We start from the raw sequence: 23,553 nt of genomic DNA on the forward strand, positions 1-23,553 counted from the left end.
GCGTGGTGGTTGTGATGGAAAAATACAAAGTTACTTTCGGTATCGGCGGTTATAGAAGCATAGTTTATGAAGCAAATAATGAAGATCATGCGGTTGAATTATTTGAAGAAGATTATCCAGGTGAAAATGGTTGCCATGACTGCTTCAAGTCGGTTGAGCATGAATTGTTTAAAAAGCACCTTCTGATTGATATGCCAGATGGCCTTACATACGGTATTCCAATTGAAATCATTGCTCGTAACCGTGCTGAGAATTACAAAGATGAATTCAATAATGATGTGACAGAAAGTCTTCTTCAGGACACTCTGCCATTGTTTGATGATTACTCTGAAATACGTGATTGGGCTGCAAATAATATGAATTGGAAAGATGTAAAAATTCATGCAATCACACTTAAGAAAAAAACTCTTGATGATGAATTTGAAGACGCTTGGTGCAATGGCGAATGGAAGGTGGCGTGATGGAAAAAACATACCAGCCAAATAGTAGATATCCACTTCAAGATCACTTGGTTGTTGATATTGAAAACAATGTATTGGAATTTCCAAGGAAAAATACCAAGAAATGCCAACACATGATGGTTGAAATTGATACCAAAGCACTTGAATTAGCTTGTAAGAAGTGTGGCGCAAAAGTTAATCCAGTTTTATGGATTAAAGATTCAGTAAGTTATTTCACTCGTATTCAGCAAGATATTGCGGAACAACGGGAAAGACTTAAAGAAGATGAAGCCGAATTAAAGAAACGCTCAAGAACTCGCTGCCAACACTGTACCAAAATGACAGCAATCAACTTGAAACATCATAATTTTCAGATATTAGGGTGATGAGATGGAAATAAATCAATTAAAACCTGTTGAAGTAGTACGCGACAAATATGGATATTGGACTCATCCTGAATTCACAAAATACTGGAATGAAGTCATTGGTGAAGGTGCTGAATATTGCACAACTGAACAGCATGAAGCACTAAAGCGCGACTTAAATATAGAAACATTCAGAACATCTTTGGAGCTTGAGGACTACGAAGCTTGGAAAAAATATGTTGAGAGTTCTGATGCAAGCGATTGGCAACCAGAAGAACCTATTATAGATGGGGAATGGTTTTTAGTTTCAATATTTTGCAATGAAGATGGCGCATTTGCTACTTGGGGAAAGGAAAAGGTGGCGTGATGATTAATATAGAAGAAGAACGCAAAGCGTTTGAAATTGAGTGGATTAAATTAGGTGGGGATTTTAAAAGCTTCTCCATTATTGACAACATGTATGTATTAATCCCAAGCATGGCAAGTGCTGATGATGTAATTAAAGAGTTTGCAGAAAGAGCAGTGAATTCAGCATTTGCACTTTGGTTGATTCAGTCTAGACAAAAGCAAGTAGTAATTGATGATTTGAATATCCAGTTGAAGGATGCCAAAGCCCTCCCTGAAGGGTTTGTTTTGGATGCCCCTGCTCGTGTTGGCGGTGGAATTTTCCGTGAAGGTGTGAAGTGGAAAACCGTTATTGAATCTGCTCAACGACTTTATGAACACTCAAAAGATGAAATTAAACCAATTGTTAGCCCAGCTGATTTATTGAAAATCGCTAGTGGTGATTTGGTTTTGGTGCCGAGAAAGGCGACTAAAAAAATGATTGAACGTGGATATGAAGCTCATGATTGTTTCTTTACTTTGGGCTCAGTGAGAAATGTTTTGGATGCAATGATCGAAGCACGGGAGCAAAGTCATGACTAACCCTGAAATAATTGAAATTAAAGGATTTAAAACAATTCATAAGCTTTGCAAGTTCGGTGCTGATCGAAATATGGAAGGTTCTTCTTTCACTGAAATTGTTGAGCGGATGTTTGAAGAGCTTAACGAAAACAAAAAAGTTAAAACTAAAACTACTAAACGTAAATGTGGTAGTTGTGGTGGTTTCTGTGGTGGGCGAAAAGGATCATGCAAATTCGCAGCAAATGAGCTGAAAAAAGAAACTGCTCGCCTTTGGTCTTTGGCAGTCGCTGGCCATAAAAGAGGATAAAAGTCATGACAATTCAAACTAAAGAATGTATCTGGACAGAAGATCCTGACGGAAATTGGTGGACTGATTGCGAAAATGGTTTTGTATTTACTGAGAGATCTTCACCAACTGAACATGAATTTAAGTTTTGTTGCTTCTGTGGCGGTGAGTTGATAGAAGAAAAGGAGGAAGGTTGATGACTAAAACTTACGAAATCCGAACCCTATCTGATTTCTTCAAAATCCCAAATGATCGAATTGAAGATTGTTTAAAAGAGTTTGCTGTTGGTTTGGAATTCTTAAAAGCAAACCATGAGCTCATGGGACTAGAAAATGGGCAGATGGAATTTTTTAATTGGACTGATGATGGCAAGAAAAACATAACTGCCGATTTTAAGTTTGGCAAAGATGTGATTCGTTCTGAAGTGACGGAGGTAGACTGAATGACAGGCGAGCAATATTTAAGTGCAGCTCAACTTTGCGAAAAGTTTGGAAATATTTCTAAGCGCACTTTATTAAGATGGCAGGAGAAGAGAAACTTCCCTGCCCCAACAATCAGCTATCGGGGTGGTGCAAATTTATGGACAGTATCCGATGTTTTAGAATGGGAGATTTCTCTTAAAAAACAGGATAAGGCGCAACAATCTCTTGAAGCCTAGCTATCCATTTTTGCAATGCTTCCCTTTGTTCTTCAATATAATCATGATGGTCATACACTCTAAACATTATAGGCAGTGCATGACCAATCATAATTTCTGCTATATGTGGTTCAGTCAGTTTTGACATGTTTGTTCGCATTGTTCTTCGAATGTCATGTAGTGACCAGTGATCAATCTTTATATCTTCTTCTCTTGCCAAGTATTCTGTTAAATCATAAGGTAGACTAATTAGCGCACCACGACTTAAAGGTTGATTTTTGTTTTTACCACTAACAAATAAATAATTTGAATCATTCAAAGTGGCAGCTAATTCAAATAATTGCAAAGTCTCTTTAGTTAAAGGCCTTAGTAAAGGCTTACCACTTTTTAAACCTGTTTTATGATTTTCAGCTGGAATTGTCCAAATCATTTTATCTTTATCAATATGGGACTTTTCGGCTACTCGAAGCTCACCTGATCGACACCCATATACAAAACATAATTGAACAAAAATTCTGTTGCGAATGAACATCCTACTTCTCATCAAAGATCGCCAAATGCTAGCAAGTTCAGGATCAGATAAAGTTCTATCATTGGGCACATATTCAATATGCAAATCAACTTTGGGATTAATATCTGCGAGAGGATTGTTTAAGCAAACTTGACGCCTTACCGCCCAACTCATCATTTGCTTACCATTCGATACTATTCTCTCAGCAATAAAAGGAACTTGTTCAGCTAATGGTTCGAGCAAATCAAGCCAATGTTGCATGCTTATTCTATCTGCTGGCAAGTCACCAATCTTAGGGAAAACATGTAACACAAAACTTCTAGTAATTTCTTGAGCACTCTTCTTATTTTTGAATAGATATTTTTCAGCCCAAGACTCATACAATTCTTTAAGGGTTAAATTTTGTGCTGTACTCTTATGCTTTTGAATTTTTCTTTCAAGTCTTGGATCTAAACCTTTTTCTATTTGTGCACGAAGTTCTTGTGATTTATCCCGAGCATCTTTAAGCGAGACATTCGGATAAGTACCAATATCAATTCGTGCTGCTTTACCTTCCGTTCTAAATCTTAACTGGAATGTGATTTTACCTTTAACAGACACTCTTACACTCATAGCATCCCTATCAGCAAACTCTTCTACTTTATCTCGTACCTTATTGTAATTAGCTTTGAGCCATGTTTCGGTAATAGCCATGTGTACATAATCCTAATTTCCTGTGTACATTGTGATTTATGTACACAAATTTGTACATAATGAGGGTGGCTATTTTTAGTAGATAGGTGTCTTAGCTTGTCGCATGTTTTATTATTAAATTAAGAGGCTTATAAATAAAAAGGCCTGCACTTGGCAGACCTTTGATTAAGTTGTCTTTAGATTAATTATCCATGTTATCAATAATTGCTTGACCAAATTCAGAACAACGAAGCAAAGTTGCACCTGGCATCAAGCGCTCAAAGTCGTAGGTAACAGTTTTCGCAGCAATCGCTCCCGATACGCCCTGAATAATCAAATCAGCAGCTTCAATCCACCCCATATCTCGAAGCATCATTTCTGCAGAAAGAATAATAGAGCCTGGATTGACTTTATCTTGGCCTGCATATTTTGGTGCCGTACCGTGGGTTGCTTCATATACAGAAATTGCACCACCAATATTTGCACCCGGCGCAATTCCAATACCACCTACTTCAGCTGCCAAGGCATCAGAAATATAGTCACCATTTAAGTTAAGTGTCGCAATCACAGAGTATTCAGAAGGACGCATTAAGATTTGCTGTAGAAAAGCATCTGCAATCACATCTTTAATAATGATCTCTTTACCCGTTCTTGGATTTTTAATTTTTACCCAAGGACCACCATCAATCAGCTCGCCACCGAAACGATCAATTGCCAGTTCATAGCCCCACTCTTTGAACGCACCTTCGGTATATTTCATAATGTTGCCTTTATGCACTAAAGTTACACTTGGCTTATCATTATCAATCGCAAACTGGATCGCCTTACGCACTAAACGCTGAGTACCTTCTTTCGATACAGGTTTAATACCAATCCCACAATTATCTTCAAAACGAATCTTGGTTACACCCATTTCTTCTTTTAAGAATTTAATGACTTTTTTCGCTTCAGGAGAATCCGCTTTCCATTCGATACCCGCATAGATATCTTCGGAATTTTCACGAAAAATCACCATGTCAGTCAGTTCAGGGTGTTGAACAGGTGACGGCACCCCTTCAAACCAACGTACAGGACGTACACAAACATAAAGGTCGAGTTCTTGGCGTAAAGCGACATTCAATGAACGAATACCACCACCCACAGGCGTAGTTAATGGACCCTTAATCGAAACCACAAATTCCCGCAGTGCCTCAAAAGTTTCTTCAGGCATATATGTCCCGTAGATTTTATCTGCCTTTTCACCACAGTAAACTTCCATCCATTCGATCGAACGTTTGCCAGCATATGCTTTTTGAATTGCGGCATCTACAACAGCTTTCATGGCTGGAGTAATATCAACACCAATACCATCCCCTTCAATAAAAGGAATGATTGGATGATTTGGAACATTCAGTGACAAGTCTGCATTTACAGTAATTTTGCTACCATCGGCAGGTACTACGATCTTCTGATAACCCATTGTTCAGGCTCTCCCTTTTATTATAGTTGGCAAATCCAAAATAATTGCCAAATAGACAATACTTCTAACCCTTCTTAGCGCATATCAGTCTAGTCTAATTCGTACATTTTTTGAGATTTATACGAGGAATAACAACATTTCTCTACTGAATAAAGCACAATGTTTCATTATTTAATATCACTCAAACCATCATTTTTTATATAAATCGACAAGCTCAATCACTCTTAATGCTCAAAATAAAAATATTAGCCTTGCTTTTCCATACACATAAATTTCCCAAGAGTCAGATCTTTAAAAGTGAGAGTTACTATACATTTTCACTATAAACATGATTTCTAATTTTTTGATTTTATATTCGCCATTTAATTTAAAAATCTATAACATTTTGACAATAGATTGATGACCAAACCAGCCACCTTAAAATCACAATATATTCATATATTTCATTACATTAAATTATGCACCACAATAGACCACAAACAAAAATCGGTAATTTTATTTTTATTATTGGTGCTTTTTGCCATTGCTTTATATTTTAAAAAAATAATTTTCACAAGGTCACAATCAAGTTAAGATTAATTACAAAAGTAATTCACTTTTACTATATGTTTTCACATGAATTTTAATGAAAAAATAAATCAAAATTCATTTTTTAATTCTTTCTGCCTATCCTATCGTCTCCAATCAAATTAACCATCTTTGCAATTATTATTTAGTCTTAAAATCTTTAACATTATTCCTGTTTTTTAAATCGTAATGAATTTTGAATTTATTGTGATTCAACCTATCTCATGGATGTAAATAATGGATAAAACTTACACTAAAGAAGAGAAGCGAGGTCGTATACGCGGTATCGTCGGCGCAGCTTCAGGAAACTTAGTAGAATGGTTTGATTTTTATATTTATGCTGTGTTTGCGGCATATTTTACTAAAGCATTAACTGCACCTGATATGGACTCCGGTACTCAAGCAATTTATGTATGGGGTGTCTTTGCAGCCAGCTTCTTTATGCGACCAATTGGTAGCTGGGTTTTCGGACGAATTGCCGATAAACATGGCCGTAAAAAATCAATGGTCATTTCCATCTGTCTTATGGCAGTAAGCTCTTTCTTATTTGCCGCACTCCCAACCTATGAACAAGTTGGAATGGCAGCACCTTTCCTACTTTTACTTGTTCGCCTGCTACAAGGTTTATCTGTAGGTGGTGAATATGGTGCTGTAGCAACCTATATGAGTGAGCTTGGCTTAAAAGGTCAACGAGGCTTTTTTGCTTCTTTCCAGTATGTCACTTTGTCAGGTGGTCAGTTATTAGCAAGCTTGCTCGGTGTTATTATGTTGGCATTCCTATCAGAGCAGCAATTGCTTGATGGTGGCTGGCGTATTCCTTTTGTCATTGGTGGTATTGCTGCAATTATCTCCCTACTTGCACGTAGCCGCTTGGAAGAAACATTATCTAGCGAAGACAGTGATAAAGAAGAATCGGGAAGCTTAAGTGAACTGTTTAAAAATCACTGGAAAACCTTCTTATTGGTTGTAGGTTATACCTCTGCGGGTTCCCTCACCTTCTATGTGATTACAGTATATTCAAAGACCTACCTCACCAATATGGGTGTAGATAGTAAAACTGTCGGATTTATTATGACAGCTTCACTCTTTATTTTTATGCTTGCACAACCGGTGTTTGGTGCTATTTCTGACCGTATTGGCCGTCGTGCTGCAATGCTTGCGTTCAGTGGTACTATGGCGATTTTCATCTATCCAGTCATGGTGATCTGGATGCCACATTTCAGTTATTCGCCATTGATGGTTGCTCTGTTACTTATTTTCCTCATGATGTTGCTCAGCTTCTATACCTCTATCAGCGGATTGGTTAAGGCAGAAATGTTCCCTCCACATGTTCGCGCATTGGGTGTTGGTTTCTCTTACGCTGTGGGGAATGCAATCTTTGGTGGTTCTGCGCCATCTGTTGCACTACAGTTCAAAGCAGCGGGTATTGAAAGCACCTTCTTCCTTTATGTGATTGTCATGTTAGTGATCTGTTTCTTATGTAGTTTTAAATTACCGAAAGAACCTGAATATCTAAAACATGACCACTAAACAACATGATCAACCAACTAATAGCTTGTGATCACTGATTAAAACTTGAGATCTACGCTATTCAAAAAAGCTGTACTACCTAAAGGTGGTACAGCTTTTTTATTATTAGGCTTAGCTTCAATAGATGCTGTTTTCAAGTTGCCTATCTCCATTTCACGCAATGGTAAATTCTAGCAAGATAAAACCACCAATCCCCCGCCTAAGAAAAATGTATTTACAACTCAGCTTCGGTAAATAAATAAAGTTGAAGAATACAAAGCGTAATCTGATATAGTAGCGCACATATCGTAGTCTTTATCTTTACCCAACTCTCTTCAAACGGGTAACTTTATCAAACTCAAAAATTTTATTGATATTTATTAGTGGTCTAAAGTGAAAATTGTCATTCTTAATAAACCTTATGACGTCCTCTCCCAGTTTCGTAAAGACGAAGCACATATGACGATGTCTGACTTCGTAGATGACTCGACTTTGCGTTTGGCGGGTCGTCTCGATATGGACTCTGAAGGTTTAGTTTTTTTAACTGATCATGGTGGTTTAAATCAATACATTACCAATCCTGCCAATAAGAAATTTAAAACTTATTTGGTGCAAGTTGATGGTGATGTGACTGAAGAAGCCCTAGAACAGTTGCGTAAAGGTGTTGAGCTAAAAGATGGTATGACTTTACCTGCTCAAGCGAATAAAGTTGAACAACCTGAATGGTTATGGGATCGTGATCCACCAGTACGTTTCCGTGCCAATATTCCAACATCTTGGATTGAAATTTCTATTTGTGAAGGCCGTAACCGTCAAGTCCGTCGTATGACTTCGGCTGTTGGTTTCCCGACTTTACGTTTGATCCGTACCAAGATTGGTGCAATTGATTTGGTGCAAATGGGTTTACAACCTGGTGAAACTAAAGAAATTGAACCATTACTTTATCCAGACTTCCAAAATATTCCAGCAGATGAACCTTACCGCTCACGCTCTTATGTGAAGAAACCTGGCGGTACAGGTGGAAAACCAATTGTTCGTAAGAATAAAGATGGTTCAACAAAGAAATCTGGAACTAAACGTATCTGGCAAATGGAAGATGGTGAAAAACCACGTCGTAAAACCAATGGTACCACCCGCCCAAATACCAAAGCACCACGTGGTCGTGGACGTAATGGTCGCTAGGATTTAGTCCTTCTAAGCCATTAATCGATTGCCGCATATTGCAAAAATGCCCAATGAATTTCATTGGGCATTTTTATTTTATAACTAAAAAATTCAAGACCAATTAAAACCAATCTCGCCCTCATCATTTAAATTGATTCATACAAAACCTTGCAAATACATAACTTAAACAAAGATTTATGCCATCAATAAAAAAAGCCGATGCGTATGCATCGGCTTTTCTCACCAACAAGATCGTTGGTTTATAGCATTTTAAAACTTAAACAGTAGCAAGCGTAGCGTTAAGCGTCGCACTTGGACGCATTACAGCTTCAACCTTAGCTGTATCAACTGCATAGTAACCACCGATATCCGCTGGCTTACCTTGAACAGCAGCAAGCTCAGCAAGGATTTTGTCTTCGTTCTCATCCAATGCTTTTGCAAGTGGTGCAAACTTGGCTTTTAATTCAGCATCGTCATTTTGTGCAGCAAGTGCTTCAGCCCAGAACTTCGCAAGGTAGAAATGGCTACCACGGTTGTCAAGCTCACCTGTACGGCGTGATGGAGACTTGTCGTTATCTAACAATTGACCAGTTGCTTGATCCAATGTTTTCGCCAATAACTTAGCACGTGGATTGTCTTCTTTGATACCTAGCTCTTCTAAAGAAACAGCCAAGGCCAAGAATTCACCAAGAGAATCCCAACGCAAGTGGTTTTCTTCTACAAGTTGTTGTACATGTTTAGGCGCTGAACCACCCGCACCTGTTTCGTACATACCACCGCCCGCCATTAACGGAACGATAGACAACATTTTCGCAGAAGTACCCAATTCCATGATTGGGAACAAGTCAGTTAAGTAATCACGTAAAATGTTACCAGTCACTGAAATTGTATCTAAACCACGAGCAACACGTTCAAGCGTATAACGCATTGCACGTACTTGTGACATGATTTGGATATCAAGACCTGCCGTATCATGATCTTTCAAGTATTTTTGTACTTTCTTGATCAATTCATTTTCATGTGGACGGTATGGGTCAAGCCAGAAGATTGCAGGCATACCTGAGTTACGCGCACGCGTTACTGCAAGTTTTACCCAGTCACGAATCGGTGCGTCTTTCACCTGACACATACGCCAGATATCGCCTTCCTCAACGTTTTGTGACATCAACACTTCACCAGTTTCAAGATCTGTGATGTTTGCAACACCCGCTTCAGTGATCTCAAAAGTTTTGTCATGTGAGCCGTATTCTTCAGCTTTTTGCGCCATCAAACCAACGTTTGGCACAGTACCCATAGTACGTGGGTCAAAGTTACCATTCCACTTACAGAAATTAATCATTTCTTGGTAAATACGTGCAAATGTTGACTCTGGCATAACAGCTTTACAATCATACTGCTTACCATCAGCACCCCACATTTTACCGCCGCCACGAATCATCGCAGGCATAGATGCATCCACAATCACATCATTTGGTGAATGGAAGTTAGTAATGCCTTTCGCTGAATCCACCATTGCAAGTGCAGGACGGTGTTCTTGGCATGCATGAAGATCTTCAATGATCTCTTCACGTAATGATGTTGGTAAAGTTGCAATCTTCTCGTAAAGACCAGCCATACCGTTATTGACGTTAATACCTAACTCATCAAATAACTTAGCGTGCTTTTCAAATGCTTCTTTATAGTAAATTTTTACACAGTGACCGAACACGATCGGGTGTGAAACTTTCATCATGGTTGCTTTTACATGCAACGAAAATAAAATGCCTGCTTCACGGCAATCATCAAGTTCTTTCTCATAGAAATCGCAAAGCGCTTTCTTGCTCATAAACATTGAATCGATGATTTCGCCATCAAGTAATGCAACTTTTGGCTTAAGCACAATGCTCTCACCATTTTTGGTGATCAGTTCCATTTTTACGTTACGCGCACGGTCAAGTGTCATTGACTTTTCACCGTGGTAGAAATCGCCCTCATCCATATGCGAAACATGTGTTTGTGACCACTGTTTCCATTCGCTCATTGAATGTGGATGTTTCTTCGCATAGTTTTTCACTGCTGCAGGTGCACGACGGTCAGAGTTACCTTCACGTAACACTGGATTCACCGCTGAACCAAGGCACTTGCTATAACGTACCTTAATTGCTTTTTCTTCTTCAGTTGTTGGATTTTCAGGATAGTCTGGGATTGCATAACCCTTTGACTGAAGTTCCTTAATACATGCGCTCAACTGAGCAACAGATGCACTGATATTTGGGAGTTTGATAATGTTAGTGTCTGGATCTTGAGTAAGACGCCCTAAATGCGCAAGGTTGTCAGATACTTTCTGTTCATCGCTTAAGTATTCCGCGAATTCTGCAAGAACACGAGCAGCTACAGAAATATCAGTTTTGACAATCTCTACGCCAGCTGGCTTAGTAAAGGTCTCAATGATCGGCAGTAGCGAATAAGTCGCCAACAATGGCGCCTCGTCAGTCAGTGTGTAAATGATTGTTGACTTTCCACCAGCCATATATAGCCCCTTGCTTTAAATTGTGTTTTGAGAACCGAGCTTGTGACCCAGCCCTTACGAACCGACTTGCTTAAATTTAACCCCAAGAGTATCAGCCTTCCTGGTATTACAGTCAACGTAAGATCTGTGATAACGACATTTCGTAAAAAAATGGTACATCACAAATATTGCATTAATATCAACATTTGCACAAAAATTAAGCATTTTCTTGTAAAAATAGCCATTCCGACCAAGAGCAACAACAATCTATGCCGTCTTGTGCTTTATTGTTTTAATCATTAAAAATTTTATCTTGCTGATTCTTACAAACTGAGCAGCAAATTGAAAGCCATTGAAAACACATCGACGCGCTTCAGCGACATAAAACAAGCCAAACAGCACAAACAAAAATCAGCTAAATACTGTTTAAATTTTAAATCATTCAAGTCTGTCTAAAAAATGAATAAGCAAATGAATGGAAAGTTTATTTACCCCCCAATACTCTAGTCACGATATGACAATAAATATGCTTTGGTTAACTTATACTCACAAAACAACAATACTTTTACCTTGAATAGTAAGTGAAAAAATCGTTATTAATAAATTACATGTTTAATTTTTCACCACATCTTTGATGAAAGAATAAGCTTCAATGATGTATTTCCGATCCCAAAATTAATATTAAAACTGTAGAGGTAATATGTTAATGCTATTACTCATCGCAATACTTATTCAAATCATCTCACTCTGGGCCGTTTTCTTTTTTGCACTTCATCGAACAGTCGGAAGTATTACTACGATTGTCATTGCAATTCTGAGTGCAGTGATCAGCCCATGGTCTCTCATCCTTGGTCTTCCGCTTATTCTCATCAGTTTAGTATTACTGATTGAACCACTGCGAATGCAAGTTTTGACTAAACCGGCCTATAAAACATTAGCCAATGCAATGCCAAACATGAGTACCACTGAACGTGAAGCATTGGATGCGGGTACCAGTTGGTGGGAAAAAGAATTATTTATGGGGGCGCCAGATTGGGAAAAATTTAACAATTATCCCTACCCGACGCTTAGTAATGAAGAGCAATCTTTTTTAGATCATGAGGTTGAACAACTCTGTCAGTTGCTAGATGAATGGGAAATTCATCAAAATAAAGACCTTAACGCAGAGACATGGCAATTTATTAAAGACAATGGCTTTTTTGGACTCATCATCCCTAAAACTTATGGTGGTCGTGAATTTAGCTCTTTTGCACAAAGTCGCATTATGAGCAAAATTGCCTCACGCTCTTTAACAACGGCTGTGACCTGTATGGTGCCTAACTCATTAGGACCGGGTGAGCTCTTACTGAATTATGGTACAGACGAACAAAAAAATCGCTATTTACCTGGCTTGGCCAAGGGTGAAGAAATTCCTTGTTTTGGACTCACCAGTCCTGAAGCGGGTTCTGATGCTGGGGCGATTCCTGACACTGGCGTGGTTTGTTATGGAGAGTTCGAAGGTCAACAAGTACTTGGCTTAAAGATGAATTTCTCAAAACGCTGGATTACCCTAGCACCCGTTGCAACAGTAGTCGGTCTCGCTTTCAAACTGTATGACCCAGATGGCTTATTGGGAGATAAAACTAAAACTGAGTATGGCATTACCTGTGCACTTATACCCGCCTCTCATGCAGGCGTAGAGGTTGGACCAAGGCACCATCCGGGTGGTTCTCCTTTTATGAATGGTACAGTTGAAGGTAAGAACGTCTTTATTCCAATTGACTGGATTATTGGTGGCGCAAAAAATGCCGGGAATGGCTGGCGTATGCTGATGGAATGTCTGGCTGTTGGACGTGGTATTTCACTTCCTGCACTATCTACAGCCGCAGGTGAAATGACGTATTTATCTGTAGGTGCATTCGCTAAAATTCGTCAACAATTTAAATTATCGGTAGGTAAATTTGAAGGGGTGCAAGAAGTTAGCAGTGACATCGTCAGCCATACTTATATGCTGGAAGCTTTCCGCTATTTAGTCACTTGTGGTTTAAATCAAGGTGGCAAACCCGCTGTTATGACCGCGATGGCAAAATACTATGCCACTGAAACGATGCGAAAAATCGTCAATCATGGTATGGACATCACAGGAGGTCGTGGTATTCAACAAGGTCCGCGTAACTTTCTTGCCAATATGTATCAAGCTATTCCGATCTCGATAACAGTTGAAGGGGCAAATATCTTAAGCCGTTCGTTAATGATCTTTGGTCAAGGTTCAATGCGTTGCCATCCTTATTTATTTGAGGAATTACAACTGTTACAGGCCGAAGATAAAGCCTCTGCCTTAAATACATTTAACACCATGTTATATCAACATTTAGGTTACACCTTAAACCGTGGTGCGCGTGCATTCACTTATGGATGGTTTGGGGCAAGTAGTCAACGACCTGACTCATCAGATGCTTTTACTCAACCTTATTATAAAATCATCAATCGATTCAGTACTGACTTCGCCCTAACCGCAGATATGTGTCTTGGACTATTAGCCGGTGATATTAAACGTAAAGAAATGCTCTCAGGGCGATTAGCTGACATTCACTCCAAAATGTTTATTGCGACAGCCATTCTCAAATTTTATGAAAATGGTCAAAGATCCACGCAAGAACAGGTACATGCTAAACTTGCATTGGACGAAACGCTTTATGATGCCCAAGAAGCATTTTATGGCTTATTTGATAATTTTCCGATTCAAATTGCATCAAGTCTGGTTAAATTTGTTTGTTTCCCATTTGGTCGACCAATCAAGAAACCGAGCGATCGTCAAAAGAGTGAAGCTGCGGAACTGCTCATGCAAGATAACCCGTTCCGAGATTATTTAAAAACGCAGGTTTATTATACTGTTGATCCGAATGATGCTTTTGGACGAATGGAAGCCACCTTCAATCTACTCACAACTGTTGAAGACGATTGGAACAGCTTTAAAAAAGCGGAATCTAAAGGTGAATATAAAGGGCTAAGATTTGAAGAGCGCATACAGGATGCAGTCACTCGTGGCTTAATCAGCGATGATTTAGCCACAAAATTAACCCAATATAATGCACTTCGTTATGACAGTATGCTCACAGATATTTTTGATGAAAAATTAGAGCAGGTGTTGGTATTAGAAAATCCTCATCTTCACTCAACTTAAATCGATTTGGCAAATGCCATTTAACAGATAAGGCGATATAAAACCTTAACCATAAACAGCGATTCACCATCGCTGTTTTTTATCATAGACATATTGCCAATGGGTTATTTGCCTATTTCGGTATAGTGTTAAAAATATAACAGCTGAGGAAAAAACGATGTCTCAACAAGATTATGAAAATGGCTTAAAAGTCCGTACAGAAGTGATGGGAGAAAGCTTTGTAAAACGCGCTCAAGACAACACTGTTGCTTTTACAAGACCTTTGCAAGACTGGATCAATGAGCATGCATGGGGTTCAACTTGGCAACGTGAGGGTGTTTTACCACGTAAATACCGCTCTTTGATTACCATTGCATTTTTAGTTACACAAAAAAGCCCAACCGAACTAAAAGGTCATATTCGTGGTGCATTGAATAATGGTGCAACAGTTGAAGAAATTCAGGAAGTGTTATTACACAGCCTACCTTACTGTGGCGCACCGACAACCCAAGAAGCATTTCGTGCCGCGCTCGAAGTCATCAATGAATATCAAAAAGAATCATAAACAAGCAATACCTGCTAATTCTTCAATATAGGCCATGCTCAAAACTATGGCCTATATTGCCGAGTTAATTCCAAAACACATTAAAACTATAAAAAAACTCATCCACTTCAAAGCGGATGTGATATCCCAATTGGGTTAACTCAGAAGAAAGTCCACGAATATCCTCTAAAGCTAGATGTTTAGGCAAAACTGTAAAAACAGCAGTATTTCCCTGCTTGGCATTCTCTTCAATCATTTGAGCCAAACGACCTTTATATAGCTCTATATTTAAGTTTGAATTGGCTGCCAATCGTTTCGCGTCTTCAGCATGAATAAACATTATTTAATTTCCATATTATTGTTTTCCAAGATGTCACTACAAGATATAAATAAATATCGGAATACGCTGTATGCTTTATGTTCGAAGGCACATGCTCGAAAATATAGTCACGATAAGATTGTATAACCATCTAAAATTATAAAAATTTTTCAATTATTTTGGATAAACTTGTAGCCAAGCCTGCACATAAAAATTGAAATAAATCCAGTGCTTTATTTTAATCAAATTTAACTTTTGTATTTAAAAAGTAAATGATAATTGTTATTATTTACTTAATTTTTAACCTTTCTGTATTTGATTGCCTATGAATAGCCAGACTGAACTCGATGTACTAAACGCATCAGTTTCAACTCCGACTGTATCAACACGAGCTAAATCCGCACCCTCTCTCATACAATATCGCGTCATGATTACCTACCGTTTTGCCCTGGCAATTCTTGGTGGTTATCTGCTTGCGTCCTTGTCCGCTATAGTGATTGCAAAAACATTTGCTGATTATCGTGCCGCGGCTGCGATGAGTGCAACGCTACTTGCTTTCTGTATTCACGGTGCTGCATTCATTTGGGTTTTTATGGTCAATAAGACATTAAAAGCCAGCTTAGGCATACTTCTTCCAAGTATCATTTTATTTGCCATTTATAAAATGATGGGGAATTAAGATGCGCGTAGATGCAAAAGTTGAAGGTCCACGCCAATCCATGTCATGGTTACATACATGGGCAAGCTTGATTCTTGGTTGGTTACTCTATGCAATTTTTTTGACAGGAACATTGAGTTTCTTTCAGTCTGAAATAACGGCTTGGATGAAACCAGAAATACACCAATCCGTTCCAAGTGATTCTCAAGTACAGCAAACCCAAGTTGCCTTAGATTATCTACAAAAGAACTATCCTGATGCTGGTAGTTGGACGATTCAATTACCCAATTCTAGACAGACCACAACTGAATTAAATATTCGTAAACAAGGTGAAGATCTACAAGCGCGTCGTGGTGGGGAAAGAATCACCATAGACAGTGCAACTGGACAAGTTATTGAGGCACGAGATACCCGTGGTGGTGGCTTTCTATATCGCTTTCACTTTGAACTGTATGGATTTGATCGTATTTGGGCACGCTGGATCGTCGGTTTAGCCACCATGCTGATGTTTGTGGCAATTATCAGTGGCATTATTACCCATAAAAAAATTTTTAAAGATTTCTTTACGTTCCGTTCAGGTAAAGGCCAACGCTCTTGGTTAGATGCACATAATGCCACAGCTGTTTTTGCCCTTCCCTTTCATATCATGATCACCTTCAGCGGTTTGTTATTACTGATGTTTATGTTTATGCCTTGGGGAATCAACCAAGTCTATAAAGACCGACAAGAGTTTTTCCAAGAGATGCGCGGCGGTGCAGTTCAGCAAAATAATGCTCGCAATAGAAATGCTGAGAACCGTACTGGATCTGCAAATACAAATCAAACTCAAGGCCAAAATGAACAACGCTCACGAGGCGAAAGAGGCAAAAAACATAAACAAGATGTTGGTCATCCTGCACCACTCACCGACTTAACCCCGCTTATTACAACCGCACAAGCGCAGTGGAAAGAAAATCCGATTGCTTCTATTCAAATGATTGCGCCAAATACATCCAATGCCACCATTGAACTTCGCGCTTTATATGCGAAAAGTGTGGTTCAGCGTGGTGTTTACCCCATTTTAAAATTCGATGGCGTGACTGGTAAAGACATCAGCGAAACGGCTCAAGCAAACAATGCCTCTATCCCAATGGGGATTTACAATGTGGTGACTGTATTGCATGAAGCGCGTGGTCTTGATTTAACCTTCCGCTGGTTATTGTTCTTCTCTGGTGTAATGGGCACCTTAATGGTTGCAACGGGGCTGATCTTATGGTGCGTCAAACGTGCACCGCAACAACAAAAACAAGGTTATAAATCATTTGGTTATCGTTTCGTTGAAGTGATGAATATTGCTGCTGTGATTGGATTACCTATTGCATGTGCCGCCTACTTCTACGCCAATCGTTTCATTCCATTTGAAATAGAAACACGTTTAAATTGGGAAATTAGAACCTTCTTTATTGTATGGTTAGCTACGTTAATTTATGCAGCGCTTCGCCCGCATCGTCAAGCTTGGCTAGAACTTCTATTGTTCTCTGGTGTTGCTTTTGCCCTATTGCCTATTGTCAATTTTATTACGGGTGGTCAAGCACTTTGGAACAGTATTGCCAATGGCCAATGGATGATTGCGTCTTTTGATTTAATGACATGGGCGCTTGCAATTTTGTTTTTCTACTCATTTTATAAAGTTAAAAAACATAAAGGGCTTCCTGTCAAAAAAGCCAGAAATGTACCTTCAAATAAGGAGATTTCAGCGTGATTTTCTTCTTACTGGTTTGGTCTTTGTCTAGCTTGGCTTTTATCGCGCTTGCCAGCGCAATGTCAAAGCATCAAAAACAGATCTATGGACATGAACTAAGCCCCAAACAAACCCAACTTGCTTCTATTACAGGTTGGGCTTTACTGCTGATTTCACTGATCATTTGTGTCATGTCAGGGCAGCTGAGCAGCATGCTCAGCATTTGGGTTGGAGTACTGACCTTTTCAGCATTATTTGTTGGGGTGTTATTAAGCTATTACAGTTTAAAAATGAAATTGGCTGCCAGCTTTTGTGTGGGTATCAGCTTAATCACAAGTGTGATGCTACTCATTTAAACTGTTTCACAAAAATCAGTTATAATCATAAGCCAATCTACGGATTGGCTTTTTTTCTATCAAATTTATTGCCTTGTATTGGTATTTTTATGTCTAAACCACTTTCAATCTCTTCAGAATTACTCAATCGTGCTGCAATGGGCAATCCAGCTGCACAATTTGAACTTGCTGAAATATATATGCAAAGTGAAGATGAAGATAACAATCAACTTGCAGAAGAATGGGCACTCAAAGCAGCACAATTAGGCCATGTTGAAGCCATGTATTGGTTAGGTGAAGGCTATGCTTATTATGCAAAAGATATCCTTGAAGAAGATCCTAAAGAAGCCAAGGCTTATTTTGAACATGCCCATCGCTGGTTAGAGCAAGCGGCCAAACATCAGCATCCTGCTGCGATTTTAGAGTTATCCAATTTCTATCGCCGTGGCGATGTGGTTGAAAAAGATCTGGTGAAATCAGTAGAGCTGGTTGAGCAAGCAGCAAAACTGGGTGAAGTTCAAGCCATGCGTGATCTTGTTTGTATTTATGAACACGGGATGGGCGTTGATGTTGATGAAGAAAAAGCTGATTTTTGGGCTGAAAAAGCCAAGTCAGCTGAAGACACCTCAGTATAATTTATAAATTTAAGCCCATATAAAATGGGCTTAAATTTGATTCACTTATTTAATTACGTAAATGCACAAAAATTACATCTAAATCTTGTTTAGGTACAAAGTTTTTCTCAACCATTTGGAATTGTGTCGGGCTAATTTTATTGACTTTACCTTTCCAACAAAACGATACCAATTCTCCCGGATCACGTTCAATGGTCAATTTAAAGTTTTCAATCGGTTTTGCCCAATTTGCCCCAGTAGTCAAAATATAACTCAGTGCATTAAAAGGCGAATGTTCCGACTGTGCTTTTTTCAAGCCTTTCTTAAAATTACTGTCCATACAAAATTGTTGATTATATTCATCTGGATATAGTGCAACCGAACCACCCACTAAAGGTTTATATTGATGTTTTACCTGTGTAATTGAATTGGCTTTAAAAGTTTGCTTCCAGCTATAAACCACCTGTGATGACCAGTTGATGACTTCATCTGGATTTTTAGGCAAAATGCTTTTTACTTTAGGGTTTGAACAGCCTTTCAGTTTCTTTTCAAATACCCCATATTCATCACTTTTGCGATTCCAAGGATTTAACATTTAAGTTTGTGAAAAGCCACACTGTTTAAATAACTCAGTGACATCAATCGCTTTAGACTTTTCATCTCTTTGTATAAATGTCTGCACATGCATTGTCGGTTGAACCGCTTTTCCATTAACCTGAATTTTAAAACTTTTTAATAAATCCTCAGTGTGGGCAAAATCGGATTCAAAAGTATTATCAACTCGTGGTAAAGGGAACAAAACAGTTTCAGTAATATCCTGATTACTGAGGTTTTTAAATTGATAATCGACCTTAATTAATTTTTTACTAATAAATAAGTCTTCACGTTGCATGGCAATATTTTTATTTTTAAGGTACTCAATTCCCCCTGTTCCCACATAACCTGTAGAATCATTGGCGAAAGCTGATGTCGCTGTCAGAATCGATGTGATCAATACGATTTTTTTCATTCTCTTTAATCCAAATCAGTTAATCCAAATCAGGAAATTCTATTGTTTGATAATGCACACAATAAATGGATTCATCGAAAATAATATGTGTAGCAATCTGTTTGATAATCTGCTCTTGTAAAAGAATTTCTTTTTCTAAAACTTCATTCCAATAGATTGAGTTTTCTGAAAAATTCTCATAATAATCCAGCACTTCAATCATCGCATTAAACAAAGCCACTAAATGCTGGCTTTTGTTTTGATTTGATACCATTAAGAAAAAGGCATCCAAAGAAATCACCTCAATGGCCGCTAATTCCTCATAATCATCGGCATATTCATCTACGGAAGCATTTGATTGTCGAATTCGCTTTTGATAATCAATTAAATTCTCTTGATCAATATCCTGAAACAATTGTTTTTTATCAATTTTTATTTGATAATTTTGTTCGATAGCAGATTGAAAGTTCGGTAATTTTTCATAAAAAGCAAAAACAGCTTTCACCAAACTTTTCCGCTGTTCAAGCGAAGCCTGCTCAATGGCTTGTCGCAATGCAAAACTATGCTGATCAATTATTTTTACAATATCCATCAATTTAATCTCCCCGATATTCACTTTTTTAAACCAAAAAACCCAGAGATAAAAAAAGCAAAGCATGCAGCATAATCACAAATACAGCAATCATCGTGGCACAGCTCTAGCACTTGGCAAACGCTTAAATGCATCATCTTGATTTTATTTCTGTTTATATATCAGTAAATACTGATCATATTTTTGCATAGCTTAGCGATTCAAAAACAATTCTATCTTTTAGTTGAATATTAACCAACTACATTTGAACTCTATTAAAATCTAGGTACAATAGTCGCCAGTCGAGGGATGCTGCGACTTTTTCACAGGCACATAAATGTGAAATCGCTAGGCTCGACGATTCGGTCAGACTTTCGTGCTGATCAACAACGGCATCCGCGAACTGAATGATCAATATTTTTTTAATATAAAGGAGATCGTGATGAACGCGGTTAATGCTTCATTTACAGATTATAAAGTTGCAGATATTTCCCTCGCTGACTACGGTCGTAAAGAAATCAAACTTGCTGAAGCAGAAATGCCAGCGTTGATGGGCTTACGTAAACGTTATTCAGCAGCAAAACCTCTTGCTGGCGCAAAAATTCTGGGTTGTATTCATATGACCATTCAAACTGCTGTTTTAATTGAAACACTGGTTGAATTAGGCGCAGAAGTACGTTGGACTTCATGTAACATCTTCTCAACTCAAGATCATGCAGCAGCAGCAATTGCCGCATCTGGTGTTCCAGTATTCGCTTGGAAAGGTGAAACTGAAGAAGAATACATGTGGTGTCTTGAACAACAAATCAATGTTAATGGCACGCCTTGGGATGCCAACATGATTCTTGATGATGGTGGTGATTTAACTGCTGTTGTTCATGAAAAATATCCTGAACTTATTGCTAAAATTCATGGTATTACAGAGGAAACGACTACGGGTGTTCAACGCCTAAATGAAATGTTCCGTGACGGTACTTTAAAAGTTCCTGCAATTAACGTGAATGATTCAATCACAAAATCTAAAAACGACAATAAATATGGCTGCCGTCATTCATTAAATGACGCCATCAAACGCGGTACAGATATGTTGTTATCTGGTCGTCGTGCGCTAGTAATTGGTTATGGTGATGTTGGTAAAGGTTCTGCTCAATCACTTCGCCAAGAAGGTATGATTGTACGTGTAACTGAAATTGACCCAATCTGTGCAATGCAAGCATGTATGGACGGTTATGAAGTTGTTTCTCCATATAAAAATGGTGTACAAACAGGTAAAAAAGAAGACATTAACCTAGACCTTCTTCAAAATACTGATTTGATCGTAACAACTACAGGTAACTACCACGTATGTGATTCTGCAATGTTAGATACATTAAAAGCAGGTTCAGTGGTGTGTAATATCGGACACTTTGATACTGAAATCGATACAAACTATTTACGTGGTTATAAGTGGGTTGAAGTTAAGCCTCAAGTACACCAAGTGTATCGTACAGAAAATGAAAATGATTACCTGATTCTTCTTTCAGAAGGTCGTTTGGTTAACCTTGGTAATGCAACAGGTCACCCTTCACGCGTGATGGATGGTTCTTTTGCGAACCAAGTATTAGGTCAAATGCACTTATTCGCAGAGAAATTTGCTGATCTTCCAGAAGATCAAAAAGCAGCACAGATCCGTGTTGAATTGATTCCTAAGAAATTAGATGAAGAAGTTGCTGCTGCAATGGTAGCTGGTTTTGGTGGTGTATTGACGCAATTGACTCAAGTTCAAGCAGATTACTTGGGCGTTGCAGTTGAAGGTCCATTTAAATCTGAGGCTTATAAGTACTAAGTTTTAACCCCCTCTCCTTCGCTTTCTTCCTTAGGGAGAAAGAATATTCATTTACAGATTAATGAATATAAAGGCGAAGTCCTCTCCTTTTAGGAAAGGACTTCGAAGAGGCTAAAACAAATTAAAAAAGTATGAATAAAAAAGGATTTAACCATGACCAAACGTGTTCCAATTTCGTTTGAGTTTTTCCCGACCAAAACTGATGCAGGGGCGGAAAAACTTAAGCTTGTTCATCAAGAATTACAGCTTTTAAATCCAGAGTTTTTCTCGATTACTTATGGGGCTGGTGGTTCGACGCGTGAACGTACATTAGCCGCAATTGCTGACTTTAATGGTAAAGGTACACCTGTTGCCCCTCACCTTTCATGTATTGGTGATGACAAAGTACGTATTGCTGAATTACTCGATATCTATAAAGCTCAAGGGATTGATCGTATTGTTGCGCTTCGAGGTGATTTACCTTCTGGTCAAGTTGGCCTAGGTGAACTGCCTTATGCAACTGATTTGGTCCGTTTTATTCGTGAACACTCAGGCGATCATTTTAAAATTGAAGTTGCGGCATATCCTGAAATGCACCCACAAGCTGACAACTTTGATGCAGACATTCAGCACTTTGCAGAAAAAGTCAAAGCTGGTGCAAATGCAGCCATCACTCAATTTTTCTTTAATCCAGATGCCTATTTCTATTTTGTAGAGCGTATCCAAAAACAAGGAATTGATATTCCTGTTGCGCCAGGAATTATGCCAATTACCAATGCCAGCAACTTAATCCGCTTTGCAGATGGGACAGGTGCAGAAATTCCACGCTGGATTCGTAAGCAACTTGCGACCTATGGTGACGACACTGCAAGTATCAAAGCTTTTGGACATGAAGTTGTGATCAAACTGTGTGAACGCCTTATTGCAGGAGGTGCACCAAGTTTGCACTTCTATAGCATGAATCATACTGAGCCAAACCGCCAATTGGTACTTGATCTCGGTTTAGCTTAAATCAAAATTGCATCATCAACTTGTGAGTAATACTGCATGCCCCGTTTTTATATTGAATCTGATTTAGCTGTCGAAACTACGGTTGAACTCACTGAAACAGTATTTCATCATTGGGTCAAAGTATTGCGTGCACAAGTGGGTGAAAAAGCCACCTTGTTCAATGGACAAGGGGGTGAATATGAAGTGACTTTAACAGCAGTCGCAAAAAAATCTGCTTCTGTTTTAGTCAATTCATTTAATCCAGATAATCGTACCCCTGCTTTTACAGCCCTACTTGGACAAGTCATGAGTAAGGGCGATCGTATGGATTATGCGATTCAAAAAGCTGTGGAATTGGGCGTAGCTCAAATTCAATTGCTCACATCAGAACGTTGTGAAATGCGTTTAAAATATGATCGAGATCAAAAGAAATTAGATCATTGGCAAGGTATAGCGATTGCAGCTTGTGAACAGTGTGGTATGAATATTGTTCCTCAGATTTTAGCGCCTCTAAGCCTAAACGAATGGATCAAAACTGAATTACCGCAGAGTAAATTTGTTCTTGCGCCTGAAAAAGAGCAGACAGATGTACTTAAAGGCATAAGCCCAGATATTGCCCTTTTAATTGGCCCTGAAGGTGGTTTAAATGAAGCTGAAATTGATCAGGCCAACCAATATGGATTTAAAAATTGGTGCATCGGTGATCGTATTTTAAGAACTGAAACAGCACCTGTAGTTGCATTATCAATTTTGAATTATCAAAGCTTTAAAAAGTGATGTATGTCATGTAAAATAATTGCAAATTGGATGATTTCACAGTATTTTAATTCCAAAGAAACTATTAATTAGCAAATTTTAAATAGT

The 23,553-nt window shown here is 38.5% G+C and carries 24 protein-coding genes and 1 pseudogene; 19 read left to right on the plus strand and 6 right to left on the minus strand.

Annotated features, from left to right (window positions below; translation table 11 throughout):
* Positions 1-14 precede the first annotated feature (14 nt).
* The 8 genes from ACZ5QH_RS15810 to ACZ5QH_RS15845 are packed head-to-tail and all read left to right on the plus strand — an operon-like array spanning position 15 to position 2,655.
* Entirely contained in the window at positions 15-461 is a 447-nt protein-coding gene (locus ACZ5QH_RS15810) for a hypothetical protein (RefSeq protein ID WP_303577122.1), read from the plus strand.
* Positions 461-826, plus strand: a complete 366-nt coding sequence (locus ACZ5QH_RS15815) for a hypothetical protein (RefSeq protein WP_464016747.1) — start codon at positions 461-463, stop codon at positions 824-826. Before ACZ5QH_RS15810 ends, ACZ5QH_RS15815 begins: the two co-directional genes overlap by 1 nt.
* 4 nt (positions 827-830) lie before the next feature.
* Positions 831-1,172, plus strand: a complete 342-nt coding sequence (locus ACZ5QH_RS15820; RefSeq protein ID WP_464016748.1) for a hypothetical protein — start codon at positions 831-833, stop codon at positions 1,170-1,172.
* The gene (locus tag ACZ5QH_RS15825) at positions 1,172-1,732 is read left to right on the plus strand and encodes a hypothetical protein (protein WP_464016749.1); all 561 of its coding nucleotides are present in this window, start codon (positions 1,172-1,174) and stop codon (positions 1,730-1,732) included. Before ACZ5QH_RS15820 ends, ACZ5QH_RS15825 begins: the two co-directional genes overlap by 1 nt.
* On the plus strand, positions 1,725-2,018 hold the full coding sequence (locus ACZ5QH_RS15830) for a hypothetical protein (RefSeq protein WP_464016750.1): 294 nt from the start codon (positions 1,725-1,727) through the stop codon (positions 2,016-2,018). The genes ACZ5QH_RS15825 and ACZ5QH_RS15830 overlap by 8 nt, the downstream gene beginning before the upstream one ends.
* 5 nt (positions 2,019-2,023) lie before the next feature.
* Positions 2,024-2,194 carry a hypothetical protein gene (locus ACZ5QH_RS15835; RefSeq protein WP_464016751.1) on the plus strand — a complete coding sequence of 57 codons (171 nt, stop codon included), beginning with the start codon at positions 2,024-2,026 and terminating at the stop codon, positions 2,192-2,194.
* Positions 2,194-2,439, plus strand: a complete 246-nt coding sequence (locus ACZ5QH_RS15840; protein ID WP_464016752.1) for a hypothetical protein — start codon at positions 2,194-2,196, stop codon at positions 2,437-2,439. The genes ACZ5QH_RS15835 and ACZ5QH_RS15840 overlap by 1 nt, the downstream gene beginning before the upstream one ends.
* Complete coding sequence (locus ACZ5QH_RS15845; RefSeq protein WP_004716994.1) at positions 2,440-2,655, plus strand: helix-turn-helix transcriptional regulator; 216 nt, start codon at positions 2,440-2,442, stop codon at positions 2,653-2,655. It abuts the gene before it with no gap.
* Here ACZ5QH_RS15845 and ACZ5QH_RS15850 read toward each other — a convergent pair.
* Together ACZ5QH_RS15850 and icd are read right to left on the minus strand one after the other, a co-directional pair.
* The gene (locus ACZ5QH_RS15850; protein WP_464016753.1) at positions 2,615-3,838 is read right to left on the minus strand and encodes a tyrosine-type recombinase/integrase; all 1,224 of its coding nucleotides are present in this window, start codon (positions 3,836-3,838) and stop codon (positions 2,615-2,617) included. The genes ACZ5QH_RS15845 and ACZ5QH_RS15850 overlap by 41 nt on opposite strands.
* Positions 3,839-4,019: 181 nt before the next feature.
* On the minus strand, positions 4,020-5,276 hold the full coding sequence (gene icd, locus ACZ5QH_RS15855; RefSeq protein ID WP_034616235.1) for an NADP-dependent isocitrate dehydrogenase: 1,257 nt from the start codon (positions 5,274-5,276) through the stop codon (positions 4,020-4,022).
* Positions 5,277-6,080: 804 nt separating this feature from the next.
* Here icd and ACZ5QH_RS15860 point away from each other — a divergent pair.
* Positions 6,081-7,373, plus strand: a complete 1,293-nt coding sequence (locus ACZ5QH_RS15860; RefSeq protein ID WP_004823065.1) for an MFS transporter — start codon at positions 6,081-6,083, stop codon at positions 7,371-7,373.
* 372 nt (positions 7,374-7,745) lie between these two features.
* Positions 7,746-8,534: a pseudouridine synthase gene (locus ACZ5QH_RS15865; protein ID WP_004823066.1), complete on the plus strand. Its 789-nt coding sequence runs from the start codon at positions 7,746-7,748 to the stop codon at positions 8,532-8,534.
* 259 nt (positions 8,535-8,793) lie between these two features.
* Here the strand turns inward: ACZ5QH_RS15865 and ACZ5QH_RS15870 are convergent, their stop codons facing one another.
* A complete protein-coding gene (locus tag ACZ5QH_RS15870; protein WP_303576241.1) occupies positions 8,794-11,025 on the minus strand; it encodes an NADP-dependent isocitrate dehydrogenase in 2,232 nt (743 codons plus the stop codon).
* Positions 11,026-11,710: 685 nt separating this feature from the next.
* Here ACZ5QH_RS15870 and ACZ5QH_RS15875 point away from each other — a divergent pair.
* Complete coding sequence (locus tag ACZ5QH_RS15875) at positions 11,711-14,167, plus strand: acyl-CoA dehydrogenase (RefSeq protein WP_303576242.1); 2,457 nt, start codon at positions 11,711-11,713, stop codon at positions 14,165-14,167.
* A gap of 157 nt (positions 14,168-14,324) precedes the next feature.
* Positions 14,325-14,711: a carboxymuconolactone decarboxylase family protein gene (locus ACZ5QH_RS15880; protein WP_303576243.1), complete on the plus strand. Its 387-nt coding sequence runs from the start codon at positions 14,325-14,327 to the stop codon at positions 14,709-14,711.
* Between the two features lie 64 nt (positions 14,712-14,775).
* Here the strand turns inward: ACZ5QH_RS15880 and ACZ5QH_RS15885 are convergent, their stop codons facing one another.
* The gene (locus ACZ5QH_RS15885; protein ID WP_303576244.1) at positions 14,776-15,030 is read right to left on the minus strand and encodes a hypothetical protein; all 255 of its coding nucleotides are present in this window, start codon (positions 15,028-15,030) and stop codon (positions 14,776-14,778) included.
* A gap of 304 nt (positions 15,031-15,334) precedes the next feature.
* Between ACZ5QH_RS15885 and ACZ5QH_RS15890 the strand changes: the two genes are divergently transcribed.
* The 4 genes from ACZ5QH_RS15890 (at position 15,335) to ACZ5QH_RS15905 (ending at position 18,357) form a co-directional block, all read left to right on the plus strand.
* On the plus strand, positions 15,335-15,688 hold the full coding sequence (locus ACZ5QH_RS15890) for a hypothetical protein (RefSeq protein WP_303576245.1): 354 nt from the start codon (positions 15,335-15,337) through the stop codon (positions 15,686-15,688).
* A 1-nt stretch (position 15,689) separates the two neighbouring features.
* Positions 15,690-17,408, plus strand: coding sequence for a PepSY-associated TM helix domain-containing protein (locus ACZ5QH_RS15895; protein WP_303576246.1), 1,719 nt, complete (start codon positions 15,690-15,692; stop codon positions 17,406-17,408).
* Positions 17,405-17,743 (plus strand): DUF3325 domain-containing protein, encoded by a 339-nt coding sequence (locus ACZ5QH_RS15900; RefSeq protein WP_151802740.1) that lies wholly within the window; start codon positions 17,405-17,407, stop codon positions 17,741-17,743. The genes ACZ5QH_RS15895 and ACZ5QH_RS15900 overlap by 4 nt, the downstream gene beginning before the upstream one ends.
* Positions 17,744-17,832: 89 nt before the next feature.
* Positions 17,833-18,357 carry a tetratricopeptide repeat protein gene (locus ACZ5QH_RS15905; RefSeq protein WP_303576247.1) on the plus strand — a complete coding sequence of 175 codons (525 nt, stop codon included), beginning with the start codon at positions 17,833-17,835 and terminating at the stop codon, positions 18,355-18,357.
* A gap of 49 nt (positions 18,358-18,406) precedes the next feature.
* Here ACZ5QH_RS15905 and ACZ5QH_RS15910 read toward each other — a convergent pair.
* Both ACZ5QH_RS15910 and ACZ5QH_RS15915 read right to left on the minus strand, forming a co-directional pair.
* Positions 18,407-19,345 (minus strand): annotated as a pseudogene (locus tag ACZ5QH_RS15910) (DUF4424 family protein).
* 19 nt (positions 19,346-19,364) lie between these two features.
* Complete coding sequence (locus ACZ5QH_RS15915; RefSeq protein ID WP_303576248.1) at positions 19,365-19,916, minus strand: hypothetical protein; 552 nt, start codon at positions 19,914-19,916, stop codon at positions 19,365-19,367.
* A 421-nt stretch (positions 19,917-20,337) separates the two neighbouring features.
* Between ACZ5QH_RS15915 and ahcY the strand changes: the two genes are divergently transcribed.
* The 3 genes from ahcY (at position 20,338) to ACZ5QH_RS15930 (ending at position 23,466) form a co-directional block, all read left to right on the plus strand.
* Positions 20,338-21,720, plus strand: coding sequence for an adenosylhomocysteinase (ahcY, locus tag ACZ5QH_RS15920; RefSeq protein WP_004717024.1), 1,383 nt, complete (start codon positions 20,338-20,340; stop codon positions 21,718-21,720).
* A 153-nt stretch (positions 21,721-21,873) separates the two neighbouring features.
* Positions 21,874-22,710, plus strand: a complete 837-nt coding sequence (metF, locus tag ACZ5QH_RS15925) for a methylenetetrahydrofolate reductase [NAD(P)H] (RefSeq protein ID WP_154129811.1) — start codon at positions 21,874-21,876, stop codon at positions 22,708-22,710.
* 36 nt (positions 22,711-22,746) lie between these two features.
* Positions 22,747-23,466, plus strand: coding sequence for a 16S rRNA (uracil(1498)-N(3))-methyltransferase (locus tag ACZ5QH_RS15930; protein ID WP_303576249.1), 720 nt, complete (start codon positions 22,747-22,749; stop codon positions 23,464-23,466).
* Positions 23,467-23,553 lie beyond the last annotated feature (87 nt).

The sequence above is a fragment of the Acinetobacter sp. Ac8 genome, assembly GCF_055392545.1.